Annotated in this window: 22 protein-coding genes; 11 read left to right on the top strand and 11 right to left on the bottom strand. The window is 61.3% G+C overall.

Going from position 1 to position 18,611, the window contains the following annotated elements:
• From AC097A_RS18735 to AC097A_RS18750, 4 genes are all read left to right on the top strand, one after another.
• Complete coding sequence (locus AC097A_RS18735) at positions 1 to 885, top strand: ABC transporter permease (RefSeq protein WP_479622007.1); 885 nt, start codon at positions 1 to 3, stop codon at positions 883 to 885.
• Complete coding sequence (locus AC097A_RS18740) at positions 882 to 1,595, top strand: FCD domain-containing protein (protein WP_315849593.1); 714 nt, start codon at positions 882 to 884, stop codon at positions 1,593 to 1,595. The genes AC097A_RS18735 and AC097A_RS18740 overlap by 4 nt, the downstream gene beginning before the upstream one ends.
• 8 nt (positions 1,596 to 1,603) lie before the next feature.
• Complete coding sequence (locus AC097A_RS18745; RefSeq protein WP_479622008.1) at positions 1,604 to 2,353, top strand: aspartate/glutamate racemase family protein; 750 nt, start codon at positions 1,604 to 1,606, stop codon at positions 2,351 to 2,353.
• A gap of 125 nt (positions 2,354 to 2,478) precedes the next feature.
• The gene (locus AC097A_RS18750; RefSeq protein WP_479622009.1) at positions 2,479 to 2,982 is read left to right on the top strand and encodes a glycine zipper domain-containing protein; all 504 of its coding nucleotides are present in this window, start codon (positions 2,479 to 2,481) and stop codon (positions 2,980 to 2,982) included.
• A gap of 11 nt (positions 2,983 to 2,993) precedes the next feature.
• Here AC097A_RS18750 and AC097A_RS18755 read toward each other — a convergent pair whose 3' ends face one another.
• Both AC097A_RS18755 and AC097A_RS18760 read right to left on the bottom strand, forming a co-directional pair.
• Positions 2,994 to 3,884: a dienelactone hydrolase family protein gene (locus AC097A_RS18755; RefSeq protein WP_105260197.1), complete on the bottom strand. Its 891-nt coding sequence runs from the start codon at positions 3,882 to 3,884 to the stop codon at positions 2,994 to 2,996.
• 24 nt (positions 3,885 to 3,908) lie between these two features.
• Complete coding sequence (locus AC097A_RS18760) at positions 3,909 to 4,865, bottom strand: recombination-associated protein RdgC (protein WP_479622010.1); 957 nt, start codon at positions 4,863 to 4,865, stop codon at positions 3,909 to 3,911.
• Positions 4,866 to 5,014: 149 nt separating this feature from the next.
• Between AC097A_RS18760 and AC097A_RS18765 the strand changes: the two genes are divergently transcribed.
• Positions 5,015 to 5,506 (top strand): Spy/CpxP family protein refolding chaperone, encoded by a 492-nt coding sequence (locus AC097A_RS18765; protein WP_315480999.1) that lies wholly within the window; start codon positions 5,015 to 5,017, stop codon positions 5,504 to 5,506.
• Positions 5,507 to 5,508: 2 nt separating this feature from the next.
• Here AC097A_RS18765 and AC097A_RS18770 read toward each other — a convergent pair whose 3' ends face one another.
• On the bottom strand, positions 5,509 to 5,874 hold the full coding sequence (locus AC097A_RS18770; protein ID WP_479622011.1) for a glutaredoxin domain-containing protein: 366 nt from the start codon (positions 5,872 to 5,874) through the stop codon (positions 5,509 to 5,511).
• A gap of 107 nt (positions 5,875 to 5,981) precedes the next feature.
• On the opposite strand from AC097A_RS18770, the gene AC097A_RS18775 reads away from it, so the two are divergent.
• On the top strand, positions 5,982 to 6,827 hold the full coding sequence (locus AC097A_RS18775) for a DUF2189 domain-containing protein (protein ID WP_479622012.1): 846 nt from the start codon (positions 5,982 to 5,984) through the stop codon (positions 6,825 to 6,827).
• Entirely contained in the window at positions 6,827 to 7,036 is a 210-nt protein-coding gene (locus tag AC097A_RS18780; RefSeq protein WP_201740788.1) for a DUF2788 domain-containing protein, read from the top strand. Before AC097A_RS18775 ends, AC097A_RS18780 begins: the two co-directional genes overlap by 1 nt.
• Positions 7,037 to 7,054: 18 nt before the next feature.
• On the opposite strand, the gene AC097A_RS18785 is transcribed toward AC097A_RS18780, so the two are convergent.
• Both AC097A_RS18785 and AC097A_RS18790 read right to left on the bottom strand, forming a co-directional pair.
• Complete coding sequence (locus tag AC097A_RS18785) at positions 7,055 to 8,614, bottom strand: diguanylate cyclase (protein WP_315496720.1); 1,560 nt, start codon at positions 8,612 to 8,614, stop codon at positions 7,055 to 7,057.
• A 15-nt stretch (positions 8,615 to 8,629) separates the two neighbouring features.
• Positions 8,630 to 9,577: an alpha/beta fold hydrolase gene (locus AC097A_RS18790; RefSeq protein WP_479622013.1), complete on the bottom strand. Its 948-nt coding sequence runs from the start codon at positions 9,575 to 9,577 to the stop codon at positions 8,630 to 8,632.
• Between the two features lie 418 nt (positions 9,578 to 9,995).
• On the opposite strand from AC097A_RS18790, the gene minC reads away from it, so the two are divergent.
• Genes minC through minE form a run of 3 tightly spaced genes read left to right on the top strand, consistent with a single transcriptional unit; the run spans position 9,996 to position 11,883 of the window.
• Complete coding sequence (gene minC, locus AC097A_RS18795) at positions 9,996 to 10,763, top strand: septum site-determining protein MinC (RefSeq protein ID WP_105260191.1); 768 nt, start codon at positions 9,996 to 9,998, stop codon at positions 10,761 to 10,763.
• Positions 10,764 to 10,800: 37 nt separating this feature from the next.
• Positions 10,801 to 11,616, top strand: coding sequence for a septum site-determining protein MinD (minD, locus tag AC097A_RS18800; RefSeq protein WP_105260190.1), 816 nt, complete (start codon positions 10,801 to 10,803; stop codon positions 11,614 to 11,616).
• 3 nt (positions 11,617 to 11,619) lie between these two features.
• Positions 11,620 to 11,883, top strand: a complete 264-nt coding sequence (gene minE, locus AC097A_RS18805; RefSeq protein WP_105260189.1) for a cell division topological specificity factor MinE — start codon at positions 11,620 to 11,622, stop codon at positions 11,881 to 11,883.
• A 66-nt stretch (positions 11,884 to 11,949) separates the two neighbouring features.
• On the opposite strand, the gene AC097A_RS18810 is transcribed toward minE, so the two are convergent.
• The 6 genes from AC097A_RS18810 to AC097A_RS18835 form a co-directional block, all read right to left on the bottom strand.
• Positions 11,950 to 13,104, bottom strand: coding sequence for a metallophosphoesterase (locus AC097A_RS18810; RefSeq protein ID WP_479622014.1), 1,155 nt, complete (start codon positions 13,102 to 13,104; stop codon positions 11,950 to 11,952).
• Between the two features lie 44 nt (positions 13,105 to 13,148).
• On the bottom strand, positions 13,149 to 13,937 hold the full coding sequence (locus tag AC097A_RS18815; protein ID WP_479622015.1) for an NRDE family protein: 789 nt from the start codon (positions 13,935 to 13,937) through the stop codon (positions 13,149 to 13,151).
• A gap of 18 nt (positions 13,938 to 13,955) precedes the next feature.
• Positions 13,956 to 14,426 carry an Lrp/AsnC family transcriptional regulator gene (locus AC097A_RS18820; RefSeq protein ID WP_479622016.1) on the bottom strand — a complete coding sequence of 157 codons (471 nt, stop codon included), beginning with the start codon at positions 14,424 to 14,426 and terminating at the stop codon, positions 13,956 to 13,958.
• Between the two features lie 308 nt (positions 14,427 to 14,734).
• A complete protein-coding gene (gene gstA, locus AC097A_RS18825; RefSeq protein WP_479622017.1) occupies positions 14,735 to 15,343 on the bottom strand; it encodes a glutathione transferase GstA in 609 nt (202 codons plus the stop codon).
• A 73-nt stretch (positions 15,344 to 15,416) separates the two neighbouring features.
• Complete coding sequence (locus AC097A_RS18830) at positions 15,417 to 17,042, bottom strand: GMC family oxidoreductase (RefSeq protein ID WP_479622018.1); 1,626 nt, start codon at positions 17,040 to 17,042, stop codon at positions 15,417 to 15,419.
• A gap of 5 nt (positions 17,043 to 17,047) precedes the next feature.
• Complete coding sequence (locus AC097A_RS18835; RefSeq protein ID WP_479622019.1) at positions 17,048 to 17,803, bottom strand: class II aldolase/adducin family protein; 756 nt, start codon at positions 17,801 to 17,803, stop codon at positions 17,048 to 17,050.
• A 136-nt stretch (positions 17,804 to 17,939) separates the two neighbouring features.
• On the opposite strand from AC097A_RS18835, the gene AC097A_RS18840 reads away from it, so the two are divergent.
• Positions 17,940 to 18,602 (top strand): Crp/Fnr family transcriptional regulator, encoded by a 663-nt coding sequence (locus tag AC097A_RS18840; protein ID WP_105260418.1) that lies wholly within the window; start codon positions 17,940 to 17,942, stop codon positions 18,600 to 18,602.
• The last annotated feature ends 9 nt before the right edge of the window (positions 18,603 to 18,611 follow it).

Consider the following 18,611-nt stretch of genomic DNA (forward strand, 5'->3'; position numbering starts at 1 on the left):
ATGCAAGAACAACGCTCCCCCGCCTTCTGGTTGTTGGCCGCCTTCTTCGCCCTGTTCGTGCTGTTCATGTATGGGCCCATGCTGGTCATCGTGGTGCTGAGTTTTCAGGGGCCGGAGGGCGGACTGACTTTTCCCATGCGGGGTGTGTCGCTGCACTGGTTTTACAAGCTGGCCGAGGGCCTGGGCGTGGTGGACATTGGTGCCGCGCTTAAACGTTCGCTGGGCCTGGGCCTGGCTGTGATGGCCTTGACGGTGGTGCTGTCGGTGCTGGCGGGTCTGGCGTTTCGCAAAAAACTGGCGGGGGGCAACGCCCTGTTTTTTATCGTCGTGGCCAGTCTCATCATGCCGTCCATCATCGTGTCGCTGGGCATTGGCTTGGAGTTCCGTTTGCTGGACACAGGTATCAAGGCCGCGCTGGAAGCCCTGGGCATGCAGACCACGCTGGAGGCTTATGGCACCTCGCTGGGCCTGTTCACCTCGGCCCTGGGCGCGCACCTGACCTGGACGCTGCCTTTTGGCCTGCTCATCATGTTTGCCATCTTCAACCGCTTTAACCCCGCGTATGAAGAGGCTGCGCGCGACCTGGGTGCCACACCGTGGCAGGCCTTCAGCCAGGTGGTGCTGCCCCTGATTGCGCCGTCCGTCGTCGGTATTGGCATGTTTGGTTTTACCTTGAGCTGGGACGAGATTGCCCGCACCTCGCAGGCCATTGGGGATGTGAACACCCTGCCGCTGGAGCTGCAAGGGCTCACCACCACGGTCACCACGCCGTCTATCTATGCCCTGGGCACCGTGACCATGGTGGTATCGTTTCTGGTGATGGGACTGGCGGTAGGCCTGTCCTCCCTGCTGGCCCGGCGCCAGCGCGCAAAGCACACCCCATGAGCGAATTTGTTGCCCTGACCGAAAACGAGATTTACGAGCGCATGGTGGCCACCATCCTGGACCACCGCCTGCCGCCCGGCACCAAGCTGATTGAAGAAAAACTGGCCAGTGCCTTTGGCGTGTCACGCACCCGCATCCGGCCCGTGCTGGTGCGCCTGGCCAACGAACAAATCGTCACGCTGATCCCCAACCGCGGCGCCATGGTGGCCCAGCCCACCGAGAAAGAAGCGCGTGAGGTGTTTGAAGTGCGCCGCATGATCGAGCCCACCCTCATCGAATGTTTCATCGCCAGCGCCACGGCCGACGACATTGCCGTGCTGACGCAGTGCATCAACGACGAAGAAGCGGCCCGTGCCAGCGGCGACATGCGCCGCGCCATCCGCCTCTCGGGGGACTTTCACCTGCATATTGCCAATGCCTCGGACCACCAGACGCTGGGCCGCATCTTGCGCGAGCTGGTGTCGCGCACCTCGCTGATTTTGATGACCTACAGCGACAACCATTTGCAGGCGCGCGCCGAAGCCACCTCGTGTGGTTGCCAGGAACACCGTGCGCTGCTGGATGCGATCCGCCTGCGTGACGCGCGCGAGGCGGCCCGCCTGATGCGGGAGCATCTGGCACAGCTTGAAGCCCAACTCCGCTTCACCGCCACAGAAGAGGCGGCGCCGGATCTGGCGTCGCTGTTCGGCAACCCCAGCCCCCCCCATTGATGCGGCCTATGCGCCACCTGTTGGTCATCAACCCCAACACCTCGGTGCATGTGAGTGCGCTGCTGCAGTCCCACGCGCAGGCCACGGCCGGCCCACAGGTAATGGTGCGCACCGTTACCGCACGGTTTGGTGCGCCCTACATTGCCTGTGAGGCCAGTTATGCCGTGGCGGCCCATGCGCTGCTGGACCGCTGGGCCAGTGCGCTGCAAGACGACCAGCCCGCCCCCGACGCTGTGTTGATTGGCTGTTTTGGTGACCCTGGTCTGCTTGCCTTGCGCCAGGGCAGTCAGGCTCCAGTGACGGGTTTGGCCGAGGCGTCGTTCCACGAGGCCGCGCAGCACGGCCCCTTTGCCATCGTGACTGGTGGCGAGCGCTGGAAACCCATGCTGGAGCGCTTGGCCTACACCCTGGGCCATGCACCGGCGTTGGCCGGCATCCACACCGTGGTGCCCAGCGGTGCCGAGCTGGCCAGCAACCCCGAAGCCGCCATTGGCCTGCTGGCCCAGGCCTGCCGCGAAGCGGCCGAGCGCTGGCAGGTGGGCGCTGTGGTGCTGGGCGGTGCCGGGCTGGCCGGCATGGCGGCAGCTGTCCAGTCGCATGTGGCCGTACCCGTGATTGACAGTGTGCAGGCCGGTACCCGCCAGGCACTGGCACAACCCTCCACGGGCTTATCCCACAACGGCTTTGCCATCGCCTGGGAAGGGGTGGGCGAAGCCCTGGCGGCCCTGGGGGAACGTAAGCAGTTGCTGCAGGTGTAAAGCCTTGTAAGAGGGGTCATCCCCGGGCTTGGGCTGGCGTTGTGGGTGCATAAACCGCCACGTTTGGCGGTAGGGGCTACGGCCCCTTTCATCGCATGACTATCTACACCGTTTCTGCAAAAACCTTGCGCACTTCACTGGCCACGCTGGGTCTGTTGGCCCTGGTGCACACTGCCCACGCGGACGACTGGACACCGCTGTTGGGCGGGGGTGCCGGTGCGGCAGCCGGCGCGGCCATTGGCCAAAGCATGGGTGGCAAACAGGGTGCGGTGGTGGGGGGTGCTCTGGGTGGCGCTGCAGGTGCGGCCGTCAGTACCCGTGGCTCGGGCCAGACCGGTGCCGTGATTGGCAGCGCCGTGGGCGGTGCCGCCGGTGCGGCCGTGGGCCAGTCGGTGGGTGGGCGAACCGGCGCCGTGGTGGGCGCCGGTGTAGGCGGTGCTGCGGGTGCTGGCGTAGGCCGCAGTGTGAGCCAGCAGCATGCGCAGTCACGGGCCTATGGACCTAACCCTTATTACCAACGCGCGGGTTACCGCGGCGATGAACACCGCCATGGTTTCAAACCCCACAAGGGCAAAGGCCACGGCCACCACCACGGTCGCGGCCGTGGCCATGACCGCCATGACGACTGAGTGAGCCCGGTTTAACTGCGCAAAGTCTGGCCAAAAAAGGCCAGCGTGCGGTCCCAAGCCAGTTTGGCGGCAGGGGCATCAAACCGTGGCGTGGTGTCGTTGTTGAAGCCGTGCTGGGTGCCCGGGTACTGGTGGGCCGTGTAACGGGCCCCGGCAGCCTTGAGGGCGGCTTCATAGGCCGGCCAAGCCGCGTTGATGCGTTCGTCCACCGCCGCAAAGTGAATGAGCAGCGGGGCCTTGACCTTGGCGGCCTCCTCAGGCGTCGGATGGTTGCCATAAAAAGGCACGGCCGCCGCCAAATTGGGCAGGCGCACCGAGAGCGTGTGTGCCATACCACCGCCGTAACAAAACCCCACCGTACCGAGTTTGCCGTTGCCCTGCGGCAGGGTTTGCAGCCATCCCGCCGCGGCCACAAAGTCTTCGCGGGTTTTGGTCTGGTCCAGTTGGGCAAACAGGGTGCGTGCCTTGTCTTCGTCGCCGGGGTAACCCCCCAGCGGTGTCAGGGCGTCGGGCGCCAGTACCAAATACCCTTCCAGCGCCAGCCGGCGGGCAATGTCCTCGATGTGGGGGTTGAGGCCCCGGTTTTCGTGCACCACCAGAATGCAGGGCAGCTTGCCATCCGCCTTGGCGGGCTGGGCCAGGTAGCCTTTGATGCTGCCGTAACCGGCGGGCGAGGGAATATCGACCATGCGGGTGCTGATGCGTGCATCGTCTTTGGGCACCACCTGGCCCATGGCAAAGTTGGGGCTCAGAGCCGCCAGCAGGCCCACAGCCGTGGCGCCACCCACGGCAAACTTCTGGGCCTTTTCCAGAAAACCACGCCGGTCCACCAAACCGTGCACATAGGCATCAAACAGGATCAGCAGTTCTTGGTCGAAGTCTTGTGCGGTCTTGCGTTGCATGGAGGCCTCCAAAAAGAAGGCAGCTTAGCCCGTTGTGCTTCCGTTTGTATTAACAGGGCTGGATGCAGGGTTTTCGCCCAGGGCCACTTCACCACCCAGGGCCTCCAGCAGATCCGGAATCAGCTGCACCAGCTCACCCGTGGCAATCGCCACATCGGCATCAAAGTTGTCGTCCTTGCCGTCGCCCGCTGCCTTGGCCGCTTCTTCAAACACAGTGTCCAGAAACGCAATTTTCTTGATCTGCAAGGCCTCTGTCAGCACAAAAGACACACGTTCGTTCCAGGTCATGGCCAAGCGGGTGGGCATTTTGCCCAGGGCGATGTGTTGCGCGACTTCGTCGGTGTCCAGCGCATGGCGGGTGTAACGCACCACGGCTTTGGACTCGTCGGCGGCCTTGAGTTCACATTCGCGGTCGACACTAAAGTCGGGTGGTGCCTCTTGCGTGCCCAGCCAGCTCGCCATGGCCGCCGCGGGAGACACCTGGGTGTTGATGAGCTGCACAGCCAGGCCGTCCACGGCCTTGATCAGCGCGGTCATCACCTCGTCAGCCTTGGCCTGGCTGCCGGCATCGAGCACCAGGCGCCCGGCCTTGGGGTCGATCCACACCAGCACGCTGGACTGTTTGGTAAAGGCCATGGGCAACAGGGCCAGGCGCGCATCGTCGCGGATTTCGCGGGCCTCTTTTTTACCGGGTTTGCGCCCGGTCGTCGCCTCGATCTGCTGCAGCTGTTCCTGCACCTTGCGTTTGACCACCGAGCCCGGCACGGTTTTCACCTCAATCATGAGTTTAAGCAGCCACTGGCCGCCAATGATCTCCACCAGCGGGCCATGGGCCTGACCACGCGGCTCGGTCCAACCCACCGACTTCTCCTGGCTCGCGCCACATTCGACAAACCGTGCGCCGTCCAGCGCGTCTTCCAATTGCGCTTGCGTGGTCGACCAGGCCGACACCAAGCGGTACACCATCATGTTTTTGAACACGTTTACCCTTTTCTTGCAGAACCGGGCATTGTGATGCAACTTTACAAACCCTTATCCCAACGCAATCGCCAGCGTTACATGCGCGCAGCACACTAACTCTCAACCTGATGGCGATATCCGCTACGGGTTCAAGACCTAAGGAGCTCCCAATGAAGACCCATTTCAAAACCCTGATCATTGCCACCTTGCTGGCTGGCGTCGGCGTTTCTGCATTTGCCTACAAAGACAAAGACGGTGGACACATGATGGATGGCGGACCGCGCATGGAACGCAGCCACCGCATGGACCCAGCCAAGATGGAAGAGATGCACGCCAAACGCAGTGCCGACCTGAAAGCCAAGCTGAAGATCACCGCGGCCCAGGAAGGCGCCTGGACCACCTTTACCGCAGCCATGAAACCACCCGCCCGTGATGCGCAGCAACGGCCTGACCGCGCCGAACTGGAGAAGCTGAGCACACCAGAACGCCTGGACAAGATGCGTGCACTGCGCACCCAGCACATGACGGACATGAACACGGCCATGGAAAAGCGCGACCAAGCCACCAAGGCGCTGTACGCGACCTTGTCCGCCGATCAGAAAAAGCTGTTTGATGCCCAGCACGCTGGCAAACACGGCAGCCGTGGCGGCCGCGGCAAGTAAGCTCAGGCGAGCAACTGGGCCAGTTCGCCACTGGCGATCAGGGCCTGCACGTCACTGGCACCGCCGACCAGCGTGCCTTTGACAAACACCATGGGGAATGTGGGCCAGCCGGTCCACATTTTCAGGGCGTTGCGACGGCGCCACTGGTTCAGGTAACTGCCGTACTCCAGGTAGGTGTAGGGCACCCGCACCGCGTCCAACGCGGCGCGCGCCTTTTTGGGCATGGGGTTCAGCCCCATGCCCACCACCACCACGGCATCACGTGCCACGGCGGCCTGCACTTCCTGCACGATGTCCTGCTGGTGGCCCGCAATGCGCGCACGCACAGCGGGATGAATCTGGGTTTCTTCCAGGATGGGGCGGGGCATGGCAGTCTCCAAAGGGTAAGGCGCACGGATTATGCAGGCCAGGGCTGGCTTGATGGAAATCAATGTCCGGGTCGCATGCGGGGCCTACACTGCTAGGCATGGCCACTATGCCCACACCCCCATTCACCCCTCCTGTGGTCCGCAGCATTGACATGATGCGCCCCATGGCCTGGCTGGTCTTGGCGTGGCGCGACATGGTGCGCGCGGGCTGGGCCAGTGTGGCCCATGGGCTTGTGCTGGCGATGTTGGGCGCCGCCATCGTGGCCGTGGCCTACCAGCATTTCTGGCTATTGGCCGGGGCGCTCTCCGGGTTTTTGGTGGTAGCCCCGGTGCTGGCAACCAGCCTCTACGCACTGAGCCGCGCGCTGGAGCGCAAAGAAACGGCCGACTGGAGCGTGGTCTTCAAGACCTGGCTGAACTGGCAACACAGCCATTTCAACAAATGGGGCAACGACTACTGGTGCATGGTGCAGTTTGGCGCCTTGCTGGCCTTGGCAGCCACAGGCTGGGTGGTGACATCGGCCGCGCTGATTACCCTGCTGGCACCGGTACCCATCCACACCCCGCTGGACTTTGTGCACCATGTGGTGCTGGCGCAAGACAGCTGGTTGTTTGAGTTGTGGCTGGCCCTGGGCGGCGTTTTGGCGGCGCCCTTGTTTGCCTCCAGCGTAGTGTCCATGCCCTTGTTGCTGGACCGCCGCATTTCCTTGCTGCAGGCGGTATTGACCAGCTGGCGCACGGTGCTGGCTAACCCGGTGCCCATGGCGTTTTGGGCCGCGCTGATCATGGGTTTTACGCTGCTGGGCTTGGGCTCGCTGCTGCTGGGGCTGATTCCCGTGATTCCCATGCTGGGCCATGCGAGTTGGCACGCCTACCGGGACCTGGTGGATGCTTCGGCCCTGCCAGCCCGTGAAGCGTATTCCGAACCGTATGCACCGCGGGACAAACGCTGATGTTCGGGTTTTCGGAAGAACAGATTGCCGGCTTTGGCCTGAGCTTTGGCGTGGGCGGCTTCATGCTCTACATGCTGTTCATCATCGGGCAGCTGGCCTGGGAATCCAAGGCCGGAAAGTTCGGCACCTTTGTGCTGTTTTTGGGCCTTGCCTTTGGCATGGTGGGTTTTGCCGCCAAATTTGTGATTCAGTGGCTGCTGACGCCCTGAGCCCTATCAGCCAGGGCCTCAGGCGCCCAGCACCCGATTTTTACCAGCGCGTTTGGCCAGGTACATGGCCTGGTCGGCACGTTTGATGGCGTCTGCCGCATCTTCATCAGCAATCAGCTGCGCCACACCGGCACTGAAGGTGATGAGTACTTTTTCTGTCCCTGCCAGGAAGAACTTTTTGGTTAATTCGCGCTGCAAGCGGGTCATCGCATCAATCCCTTTGTCCAAGGGTGTATCGGGCAACAAGATGACAAACTCTTCACCGCCATAGCGGGCCAGTGTGTCCTGAGGACGCATACATTCACGCGCCACCTTGGCCAGGTGGGTGAGCGCAATGTCGCCCGTGGCGTGGCCCATGGTGTCGTTGAGTTTTTTGAAGTTGTCGATGTCGAGCAAGGCTACGCTCAGAGGCGCGTCTTTGCGCCGCACATTCGACACTTCGCGGTTCAGCGCTTCGTCCAGGCCCTTGCGATTCAGGGCACCTGTTAACGGATCGTGGCGCGCCTGAGAACTCACCCGGTCCAGTTCCAGGTGCAGTTTGGCCAACTGGGCATCGGTTTCCGTGGCACGCACACGCATGTTTTGCAACTGTTCGCGCGAGACCTGGCTCTCCTGCGCCATCGAACGGGTGGTGCTCACCACATCTTTGAGCACCGGGGCAATCTCGGCAATCGACTTGGCCTGTTCAATCAGCTTGGCACTCTCTTCCAGCTTTTGCTGGAAGTTTCCGGTGGACTGTGTCATTTGTGAGAGCCGCTCCACAAACATTGCCAGCATGCTGCGCATCTCGTTCTGCGCTTGCAGGGTTTTTTGCTTGGCATCTTTCTGTTTGAAGATGACGTCTTTCAACCGGCGCTCCACATCGTCCAGACGTCGCAAAGTCAGCGGTGGAGTGGAGGCCTCCATCAAGGCATCCATCTGGCCTTTGAGCCATTGCTCATCCAGACTGAGTTCCCCAATGTTTTCAAACACCAGATGCAAAAGCTTGAGCAAGGTGTTGCGAACTTCCGCTTGGTCTTCTGCAGCAAAGGAAAGGCGGTGGCTGTAGTTGACCAACATGAGCTTGGCGGCAACCACGTCGGTTGCGGGCTGGCGCAAGGCCTTCACCAGTGTTTCCGTTTGCTCGTTGAAGCGGGGATCGTCATTGCCCAGTGCAGGTTGTGCGTACTCAATCAATCGACCAATCTGGGCCAGGAACTCAGAGGTCAGAGCCGCCGGTGCAGGGCTGCCCAATCCTGGGTCTGCAGGCAAACTGGCCACATTTGCAGAGGCAGCACCGTCGGGTGCATTCACTGGGGTAAATCCGCCATACGCCACCAAAGCGGATTTCACCCCGTCCCAGCTCAGGCGATCGATGGAATAGTCCAACAAACCTTTCTGCTTTTGTTGTCCTGGTGTTTTGGTGGGCAGGGACTGGGAAATGTCGCGCAGGATGTCGGCCGGAAAATGCGGCACATGGGGAATGCCGGCAATCTCGTTGTAAATAGACAGGTAGTTGGCCGGTGTGGGAACCAGCTTGCGCGCGGTCAGCTGCTTGAGTGTTTCGCGGGCAATTTCAAATGGTTTTTTATCGGCCATGGCAGTACACAGTGTCTAAACAATGTTCAGGAAGGCACGTACAGCATCGACCGTGCGCTGGGGGTCTTCTTCATGGGGCACATGCCCCAAATCATCAAATACAAACAAGCGGGCATTGGGTAAATCCCGCACAAACTTTTGGGCATTGTCTGGCGGAATCAGCCGGTCACGCGCGCCCCACATCACCAAGCTGGGTATTTTGAGGGTTTTCAAGGCTTCTGTGTCGCCAGACAGACCTTGTTGAAAACGGTAAGCCAGCGCAGCCCGGTTACCCGCGCGCAAGGTCAGCTCATAGTAGCGGTCCACCAGTTCAGGCGTGACCTTGGACGGATCTCCATACACATTGCGCAAGCTGCTCTGGACCACACCACGCGGCAGCACGTATTCCATGAGATGGCGCAAACCAGGCAAGCGGGCAAGCTCAAAACCAATCGGTACCGACTGGGAAACATTGGGGTAACCCGCAGAGTCCACCAGAATCAGCTGGCTCACCCGCTGCGGCTGGGCCACAGCGGTGGCCCAGGCAATATGCCCACCCAGGGAGTTGCCAGCCAGCACAAATGTCTGGACCCCCAAGGCATCCATCACCTGGGTGACAAACTGCACATAGGCTGCCATGGAGTAATCATTGGCAGGTTGGGGGCCGGTGAGGCCGAATGCGGGCAGGTCAAAACGAATGACCCGGCGGCGGGCCTTCAAATTGGCGGCCCAACCATCCCAGGTGTGCAAACTGGCCGATGTGCCATGCAACAAAACAATCGGATGGGGGTCGTCACGCGGGCCTTCGTCACGCAGGTGCACACGCATGCCGCCTACCTCCAACCAGGTGGAGGGTGGCTGGGCCCAGCGTAGCGCCAGTTTTTCCACACTGCGGTCAGGGGCCCAAGTGGCCAACAGACCGGCTACCAAAAAAACACAACACGTGACCACCACCACCAACACGATGCGCAAAAGGTATTTCATGGTGAGCGACTGTACTCTGTCATTGGCAGCCCCACGATCTCTAATAACCCTGTGCATAAATTTCTAACAAGCCACAAGTTATCCACAGATTTTTTGCAAAGGCACAAGTTATCCCCGATTGGGTAGCAAAACAGAAGCGCGGTCACCCACATGGGTTCACACAACGTAAGTACATGATTTTTATAAGGAAAAATAGCTTGTCCACACAAAACTGCTTTGCTTATCTACTACTACTATCTTTAAATAGGTACTTTAGTTAAATAACAGCGAACTTCTTTTTGCAGGAAGTGCACCTAAAAATCTAGAAGAAAAAAACTTGTGAACATCTGCAAAACAGGGCTCCTAAACAGCCGGAACAGCCCTGTTGATCAAGTAAGATTTGGCAGCTTTTGTTCACCCCTCCGTAAAAAACGCCTTCATGCCAGCTTCTTCCGCAGGTTCAGCCCCTATTTCCAAGCCCAGCAGCTTTGAAATCAAAAGTGCCCAGCTGCCTTTGGTGGCCTTGCTCCTGAAGTCGGACAACTGGGACAAGGTCTCTGCCGAGCTGTTGCAGCAATACGGGCAGGGGAGTGAAAGCGCCGACTTTTTTGACCACGATGCGCTGGTCATCGATTTTTCTCAGCTGCCGCCTGACGTCCCGGTCCAGGACATGGTTCCGTTGCTCAAGGTTTTGCGCTCCTGCAACCTGATTCCGGTAGCCGTGCGGGGTGCCAGCCCCGATTGGACCGCGGCTGCGTTGGCGGTGGGCCTGGTAGAGGCACCGCCTGAGGTGGTGCGTGTCAAACAGGCCGAAGCGCCTGCCCCGGTCACCGTGCAAGAGGTGGTGCGCGAAGTACCCGGCCCGGCCACCCTGGTGGTCGACAAACCTTTGCGTTCTGGCCAAAAGGTGTATGCCCGCGGGGGTGATCTGGTTGTGTTGGCCATGGTCAACCAGGGTGCCGAGATTGCGGCCGATGGCAATATCCATGTGTATGCGCCCCTGCGTGGCAAGGCCATGGCCGGTGCGCGTGGCAATACCCAGGCGCGGATTTTTTCCCTGTGCCTGGAACCCGAGTTGGTGTCCATTGCCGGTGTCTACCGCACCAGTGAAAACGCATTTCCCAAAGACGTGCACGGCAAGGCCGCACAGGTGCGGCTGAGCAGCGATGGACAGGAAAAACTGCTCATAGAGCCGCTGAAGGCCTGAGTCCGTTTCTATTTTTATTTCGAAAGATATTTCACCCATGGCAAAAATCATTGTGGTTACTTCCGGCAAAGGTGGCGTGGGCAAAACCACCACCAGTGCCAGTTTTGCAACCGGTCTGGCCCTGCGTGGCCACAAGACTGCGGTTATCGACTTCGACGTGGGCCTGCGCAACCTGGACCTGATCATGGGTTGCGAACGCCGCGTGGTGTACGACCTGATCAACGTGATCCAGGGCGAAGCCAATCTGAACCAGGCCCTCATCAAGGACAAACAGTGCGACAACCTGTTTGTGCTGGCGGCCTCGCAAACCCGCGACAAAGACGCTTTGACGCAAGACGGTGTGGAGAAAGTGCTGAACGATTTGGCCGCCATGGACTTTGAGTTCATCGTGTGTGATTCGCCCGCTGGCATTGAAACCGGTGCGCTCATGGCTATGCACTTTGCCGACGAAGCCCTGGTGGTGACCAACCCCGAAGTGTCCAGCGTGCGTGACTCGGACCGCATCTTGGGTATGTTGGCCAGCAAGACCAAACGTGCCATGACCGGTGCAGACCCGATCAAGGAACATCTGCTGATCACCCGTTACAACCCGGCCCGTGTGGACCAGGGCCAAATGTTGTCGCTGGAAGACATCCAGGACATCCTGCGCATCAAGCTGATTGGTGTGATTCCCGAAAGTGAATCGGTGTTGCAGGCATCCAACCAGGGCGTGCCTGCGGTGCACATGCAGGGCAGCGATGTGTCCGAGGCTTACAAGGACGTGATCGACCGTTTCCTGGGTGCTGACAAACCTATGCGGTTTACCGAAGCGCCCAAACAAGGCCTGCTCAAGCGCCTGTTCGGAGGGAAATAAACCATGGCTTCCCTTCTGTCTTTTTTTCTGGGTGAGAAGAAAACCACGGCCAGCGTTGCCAAAGAACGCCTGTCCATTCTTCTGGCCCACGAGCGTTCGGGCCGCAATGCGTCCGAACCCGACTACCTGCCCGAACTCCAGCGCGAGCTGGTGGCGGTGATCAGCAAATACGTCAAGATCAATCCTGCCGACATCAAGGTTATCCAGGGCCGCCAGGACAATCTGGAGACGCTGGAAGTCAAGATTGAGCTGCCAGACGCACGTTAATTTGCTATTGTTTTAGTAGCTGCTTGCGCACTATCCACGGGGGCTAGAGGCCAATTTTGCTTGTAACTAAGCCCGTACGAGGCGCAGCAGCGTGATCTCGGACGGGGCGCCAAACCGCTTGGGCGGACCCCAGTAACCGGTGCCCCGGCTGGTGTACACCCACAGTGTGCCCAGCTTGTGCAGGCCTGCCGTAAACGGCTGCTGAAAACGCACAAAGTAGCCCCAGGGCCAGAATTGCCCACCGTGCGTGTGGCCCGACAACTGCAAATCAAAGCCTGCTTGTTCCGCCGCCGGTGCACTGCGTGGCTGGTGCGCCAGCAGCAGCTTGAACAGGGCTTGTTCCGGCGCTTGCACGATTGCCGCATGCGGGTCGCTGCGGTGGCTTTCATCAAAGTGGTGGGCGCTGTAGTCGGCCACCCCGGCCACCACCACCATGGCGCGTTCCGGGTCTTGGGTGTCGTGGCCGTGGTGGATCACCACATGTTCATTCATCAGCACCTGCACACCGAGTGCGCGCAGTGCGTCAATCCAGCTGTGCGCGCCCGAGTAGTACTCGTGGTTGCCGGTGACGAAGAAGGTGCCGTGGGTCGATTGCAGTTGGGCCAGCGGCGCAATATGCTGGCCCAGTTCTTTCACGCTGCCATCCACCAGGTCACCGGTGATGGCCACCATGTGCGCGCCCAGGCTGTTCACCCGATCGACGATACGTTGCAGGTAGTGGGTCTTGATGGTGGGGCCCACATGGATGTCACTGATCTGCGCCATGGTGAAACCTTGCAGGGCTGCTGGCAGGTTGGTGATGGGTACATCCACACGGACCACCGCGGCGGTGTGGCGCGCATTCCAGAAACCCAGCACGGTCATGAGCAAGGCGAGCAGAGGCACAGCCTGTGCGCTGGTGTCGCGCAGCATCGCCACATCCAGTGCTAGCCCCAAGGACTGCACAGTCCATGCACCTAGCAGCAGTGCATCGCGCAACAGCGTGAGCACCAGCAGAGAGGAAAACAGGCCCATGCACAGCAGGCCGACCCACACCATGGCGGTGCTCCAGGGACCACGTTTGGCACCACGCCCCATCAAGCCGCGCGGTACCAGCAAAGCAGAGACCAGCAACACGCCACTCAGCACCCAGGCCGCGTTGTCAGGCAGATCGGGCAACAAACGCCAGGCAATCAGCCCATGGAACAAGAGGGAAATCAGGGTAACCGGGGCAAAAACCATGGGTGCACCGCCTGGGGCGAGAGGAGGGCGGCAGAGTGGAAAGATCAGTAGATGGTGGGGGATGGCGGCGGTTCAAGGGGGATTCTTGTCAAAAACAGCGACGTTCGCTCCAGTGCGCCCTCCGCCCCATACCGCTGCTCACCAAATTGCACGCTGTTTGTTCCCACCCGCACCACACTGCAAGCCCGCGTTCCGTAGGTGGGTGTGGCAATAAAAACTGCCGACAGTGCCCGTTCCAGTTCTAGAGGCATTCCGGTATGTGGCAACACATCATCTGCGGCCAGCGCACGCGATTGCAGCAGGGGCCACAGGTGTTCTTCCTCCGTTTTGCCATGTGCCACACACGCCGCCAGCCCACTGCTGAGCTTACACAGCTTGGGCCAGGGGGTGTGGAAGTCAGCGTTGGATACGGCACCTATGCCCGGTTGCAGGGCCACGATGCGTGCCCCCCGACTTTCCAAACCAAGCAGGGTCTGGCCATCAAACACCAGCAGGTTGAACGGGTTGTAAGCGCTGGCTTCGGGCTGCAGGGCCTGCAGATAGGCCTGGGCGCTCAGCGGGCTTTGCAGAAAACCCGCCACCAACTCCCCGCGTGAGGGGGCGTTTGTGCGTGCCGGCACGGCACTGCGGTAGTTGGTGAGAGCGGCTAGGCGACCGTTTGGGCCCACCCCCAGCCAGGTACCGCCGGCCTGTACATCACGCCCGGCCAGGATGGGGGCATCGGGCCAGTGGTGCAGAGGCTGGGCTGGGCGGGTATAAAACTCGTCGCGGTTGGCCAGCAATAACAAGGGGGTGGCGCTGCCGGGCTGCCAGTTCCAGGCGATCAGGCACATGGGATGGGGCGCAGCGTTTCAGACCACCGATAGGGCGGTCCGGTCCACCACACGGCGCAGCACAAAACTGCTGTGCACGCCGGTCACGCCTTCAATGCGGGTGAGTTTGTTGAGCAGCAGGGCCTGGTAGTGGTCCATGTCGCGCACGGCGACCTTGATTTGGTAGTCAGCGTCCTGCCCGGTGATGAGCAGGCATTCCAGCACCTCGGGCAACACGGCCACGCTGGCCTCGAAGTTGGCAAACCGTTCGGGCGTGTGACGGTCCATGGAGATATGCACGATGGCCATGAGCGACAGGCCCAGTTTCTTGGCGTCCAGCAGGGCGCGGTAACCGACGATCAGGCCCGATTCTTCCAGCGCACGCACACGGCGCAGGCAGGGCGAAGGCGAGAGGCCAATGCGGTCGGCCAGGTCCTGGTTGTTGATGCGGCCGTCGGTTTGCAGGATTTCCAGAATTTGCTGGTCATAGCGGTCCAGTTTCATGTACATGCCCTTATTTTTAAATAATTGGGCAGAGTATGCCAAAAATAAGGGAAATCAGCGCAATTACGCAATGGTCTGCGGGGCACTGCGGCCTACACTGGAGTCCTCTGTTACCCACAGCCCCGCATCAGCCAAGGATTACCCGCCTTACGCTGCGCACACCGCCCCACAAGGGTGGCACCATCAAGCAAAAGCCCCTGGCCTACCAAAGCCCGGGGCTTTTTGGCTTCTAGCCCTCGTGGAATATGCGCGAGCAGCTACCAAAACCATAGCACCCCCCAAAAAAAGGGCCTTGGGCAGCCAGCCAGCGGGACTCAGGTACGCAGGCCTTCGGCGTGCATGGCGGCCACGACGGCGGGGCGTGCGCCTACCCGGGCGCGGTAGCTGCCCAGGTGGGTGAGGCCAGCGATATCCACCCCCACCAGGCGTGCCCAGTTGCTGACGGTGAAGAGGTAGGCATCGGCCACGGTGAAAGTGTTGCCCATCAGGTAGTCCTTGCCCGCCAGCTCGCCATTGACCCAGCCCAGGCGCGACAGCAGCTGGGTTTTGATCGCGGTTTTTACCTCGTCGGGGGTGGCGGGGTTAAACAGGGGCGAGAAGTTCTTGTGCAGCTCGGTGCCGATGAAGGTCAGCCACTCTTGCAGCTTGTAACGCTCGAAGGTGCCGTTGGCAGGGGCCAAGTTTTTCTCAGGCACCAGGTCCGCCAGGTACTGCACGATGGCTGGGCCTTCGTGCAGGGTGCGGCCATCATCCAGCGCCAGAAAAGGCACGTAGCCCAGCGGGTTGATGCTGTAAAAATCGGTGCCGTCGGGGGTCTTGTGGGTCTTGGTCGGGGTAAGGATGCCCTCGTAGGCCAGGCCCGCCTCGTGCAGCACGATGTGGGGCGACAGCGAGCAGGCGCCGGGGGAGTAATAAAGCTTCATGTGAATCCTTGTGCAGTGCAGGAGAACCATCCCGGCAGGCTGCCGGGAGCCAGCATGCATGCTACCGCTTGGTTCAAGCCCGTGCGGCCATGCGGATCATGTTGGCGGCTTTTTCGGCAATCATGATGGTGGGCGCATTGGTGTTGCCGGTCACCAGGTCCGGCATGATGGACGCGTCCACCACCCGCAGGCGCTGCAGGCCGTGCACGCGCAGCTCGGCGTCCACCACGGCCATGGGGTCACTGGCCGGGCCCATCTTGCAGGTGCCGATGGGGTGGTACTCGGTGTCAGAGTGGTCGCGCAGAAACTGTTTGATCTGCGCCGTGTTGTTGCGGTCTATGGGGTAGAGCATCTGGCCGCGGCAGGCCTGCAGGGCCGGGGCCTGCATGATGTCGAATCCCATTTGGGTGCCACGCACCAGGGTGTCCAAATCATCCGGGTCCTGCAGGTAGGCGGGGTCGATCAGCGGCGCATCGGTGGGTTTGGCGCTTTGCAGCGTCACGCTACCCCGGCTCTTGGGCCGCATGAGGGTGACGTGCAGCGTGTAGCCATGGCCCAAGTGGGCCTTGCGGGTGTGGTCGTCCACGATGCCGGTGCAAAACGCGAGCTGGATGTCGGGGGCTTCCACGTCCGGGCGCGTTTTCATGAAGGCCTGCGATTCGGCCACGTTGGTGGTGATCCAGCCGGTGCGCTGCTTGCGCCACTCGAAGACGGACTTGACCATGTTCAGCGCCCCCTTGGCCGAGAAGCCCAGGGTCGCGTCCTGCTGCTGCGTGCGGTAGATCAGCACCGTGGTCACATGGTCCTGCAGGTTCTGGCCCACACCGGGTAACACATGGCGCACCGGAATTCCGTGTGCCCGCAGATGGTCCGCCGGGCCCACGCCTGACAGCATGAGGATCTGCGGCGAACCAAAGGCGCCGCTGCTGAGCACCACCTCGCGTCGCGCGCGCACCTCCAGCGTTTGGCCCTGGTGCAGGTACTGCACACCCACGGCGTGCTGGTCTTCGTTGCTGCCTTCCAGCAGCACCTTGCAGGTGTGCGCGTGGGTAATGACGGTGAGGTTGGGGCGCTGGCGGTGTGGCGTGATGTAGGCCTTGGCGGCGCTCCATCGTTCACCGTCCTTCTGCGTCACCTGCGCGGGCGCACAACCCCATTGCTGGGCGCCGTTGTAGTCAGGCGTGCGCGGTAGGCCCTGGCTTTCGCAGGCGTCCAGAAAGGCCTGGTTGAGGGGGCTGGGGCTGCGCAGGTAACTCACGTTGAGCGGGCCACCCACGCCGCGGAAGTCGTTGGCGCCAAAACACTGGTTGTGTTCGGACTGCTTGAACAGCGGCAGCACGTCGCGGTAGCTCCAGCCCGGGTTGCCCAGGCCGGCCCAGCGGTCGTAGTCGTAGGCGTTGCCACGTGTGTAGACCATGGCGTTGAGCGAACTGCTGCCGCCCATCACCTTGCCGCGCGGGGCAAACCCACGGCGCCCGCCCAGGCCGGGCTGGGGCACGCTCTCGTAGTTCCAGTTAAAGATACCCAGCGGCGCGGTAGCCGCAAAGCCCAGCGGTGCGTGGATGAAAGGGCTGGTGTCGGGGCCGCCGGCTTCGAGCAGGCAGACCGACATGGCCGGGTCTTCGCTCAGGCGGCTGGCCAGCACACAACCGGCGGAACCGCCACCCACAACGATGTAATCAAATTCTTGGAGAGGCATGGTTTTCATTCTTGGTAACTGGGGTCCAGGCGGTTGAGCTTGCGGATCAGGGCAGGCCAGACAAAGGCGCCGCCCAAGCCGCCGGTTTGCACGCGCATGGCCTCGGCCACGCCTTTGACGATTTGCGGGTTCACGTGGGTGAGCTCTCCACCGGCTTGGGCGCCGATCTGGATTTGGCAGGTGGCCTCAAACGTGTACATGCTCAGAAACGCATCGGCAATGGTTTTGCCTACGGTCAGCAGGCCATGGTTGCGCAGCACCAGAAAATTGGACTGGCCCAGGTCGGCCTGCAAGCGGGGTTTCTCCTCGTCGCGAAAGGCTACGCCTTCGTAGTCGTGGTAGGCCAGCGATGCCAGCACGAAGGTGGACTGCTGGCTTAAGGGGAGGATGCCGGCCTTTTGCGCGCTCACCGCCACACCGGCACGGGTATGGGTGTGCATCACACAGCCCGCGTTCTCACGCGCGTCGTGCACCGCACTGTGGATCACAAAGCCGGCCGGGTTGACGGGGTAAGGTGAGTCAATCAGCTTATTGCACTGCTGGTCGACTTTGACGAGACTGCTGGCAGTGATTTCGTCAAACATCAGACCGTAGGGGTTGATGAGGAAATGGTGTTCGGGGCCGGGGATGCGGGCGCTGATGTGGGTGAAGACCAGGTCGCTCCAGCCATAGTGCGCCACCAGCCGGTAGCAGGCGGCCAGGTCCACGCGCAGTTTCCATTCCTCAGCGCTGACCTGCGATTGCACAGAGGTACTTGCCATGCGATATCTCCTGCATTTGTAAGTTCGCAGTCACGTTAACCGCGGCAGAGGCTCTAAACTGTCAAAAAACGAACAATCTAGGGTAATCACCGGGGGGAAATGGATGGCGTACTCAAAAACCGAACTGCTGCGCAGAATGTCGCCGAACCCCTGGTTTGGGGCATTGCCAGTGGCCGAGCGCAAGGCCATGCTGGCGGTGGCGGTGCTGCAGCCCCTGCAGGTAGGCGACGTGGTGTACCGCAAGGGCGATATGCAGGGCGGTTTTTACGGTGTGCTCACCGGCACCTTGCGGGTGTCCACGCTCGGAGAAGACGGGCGTGAGGGCATTCTGTCGGTCATGGAGGCAGGCAACTGGTTTGGTGAAACCGCCTTGCTCGACGGCCAGCCACGGCCCCACGATGTGACGGCGCTGGAGGAGGCCGAACTGCTGGTGATTCCTGCGGCCGACTTCAAGCGCCTGATGCAGCGCAATGGCTTTGCGCACGGCATCACGGCCCTGCTCTGCACGCGCGTGCGCAATCTGTTTGGCCTGGTGGAGGACACCATGTTGCGCTCCACCCGCACCCGCGTGGCCCGGCGCCTGATTGCACTCTCCCGGGGCGACACCACCATGGCCTTGCAGGCGCGGGCCAAGGTGCAGGTCTCGCACGAGGAGCTGGCCATGATGCTGGGCGTCACACGCCAGACCCTGGCCAAGGAGCTCAAGTACTTTGTGCGCAGCGGTGTGTTGGCACTGGGTTATGGCCGCATCGACATCGTGGCGCCCGATGCCCTGATGCGCGAGGGCGCGCTCGCCTGAGCGGGGCCT

It is taken from the genome of Rhodoferax sp. XS2R6 (assembly GCF_056521365.1).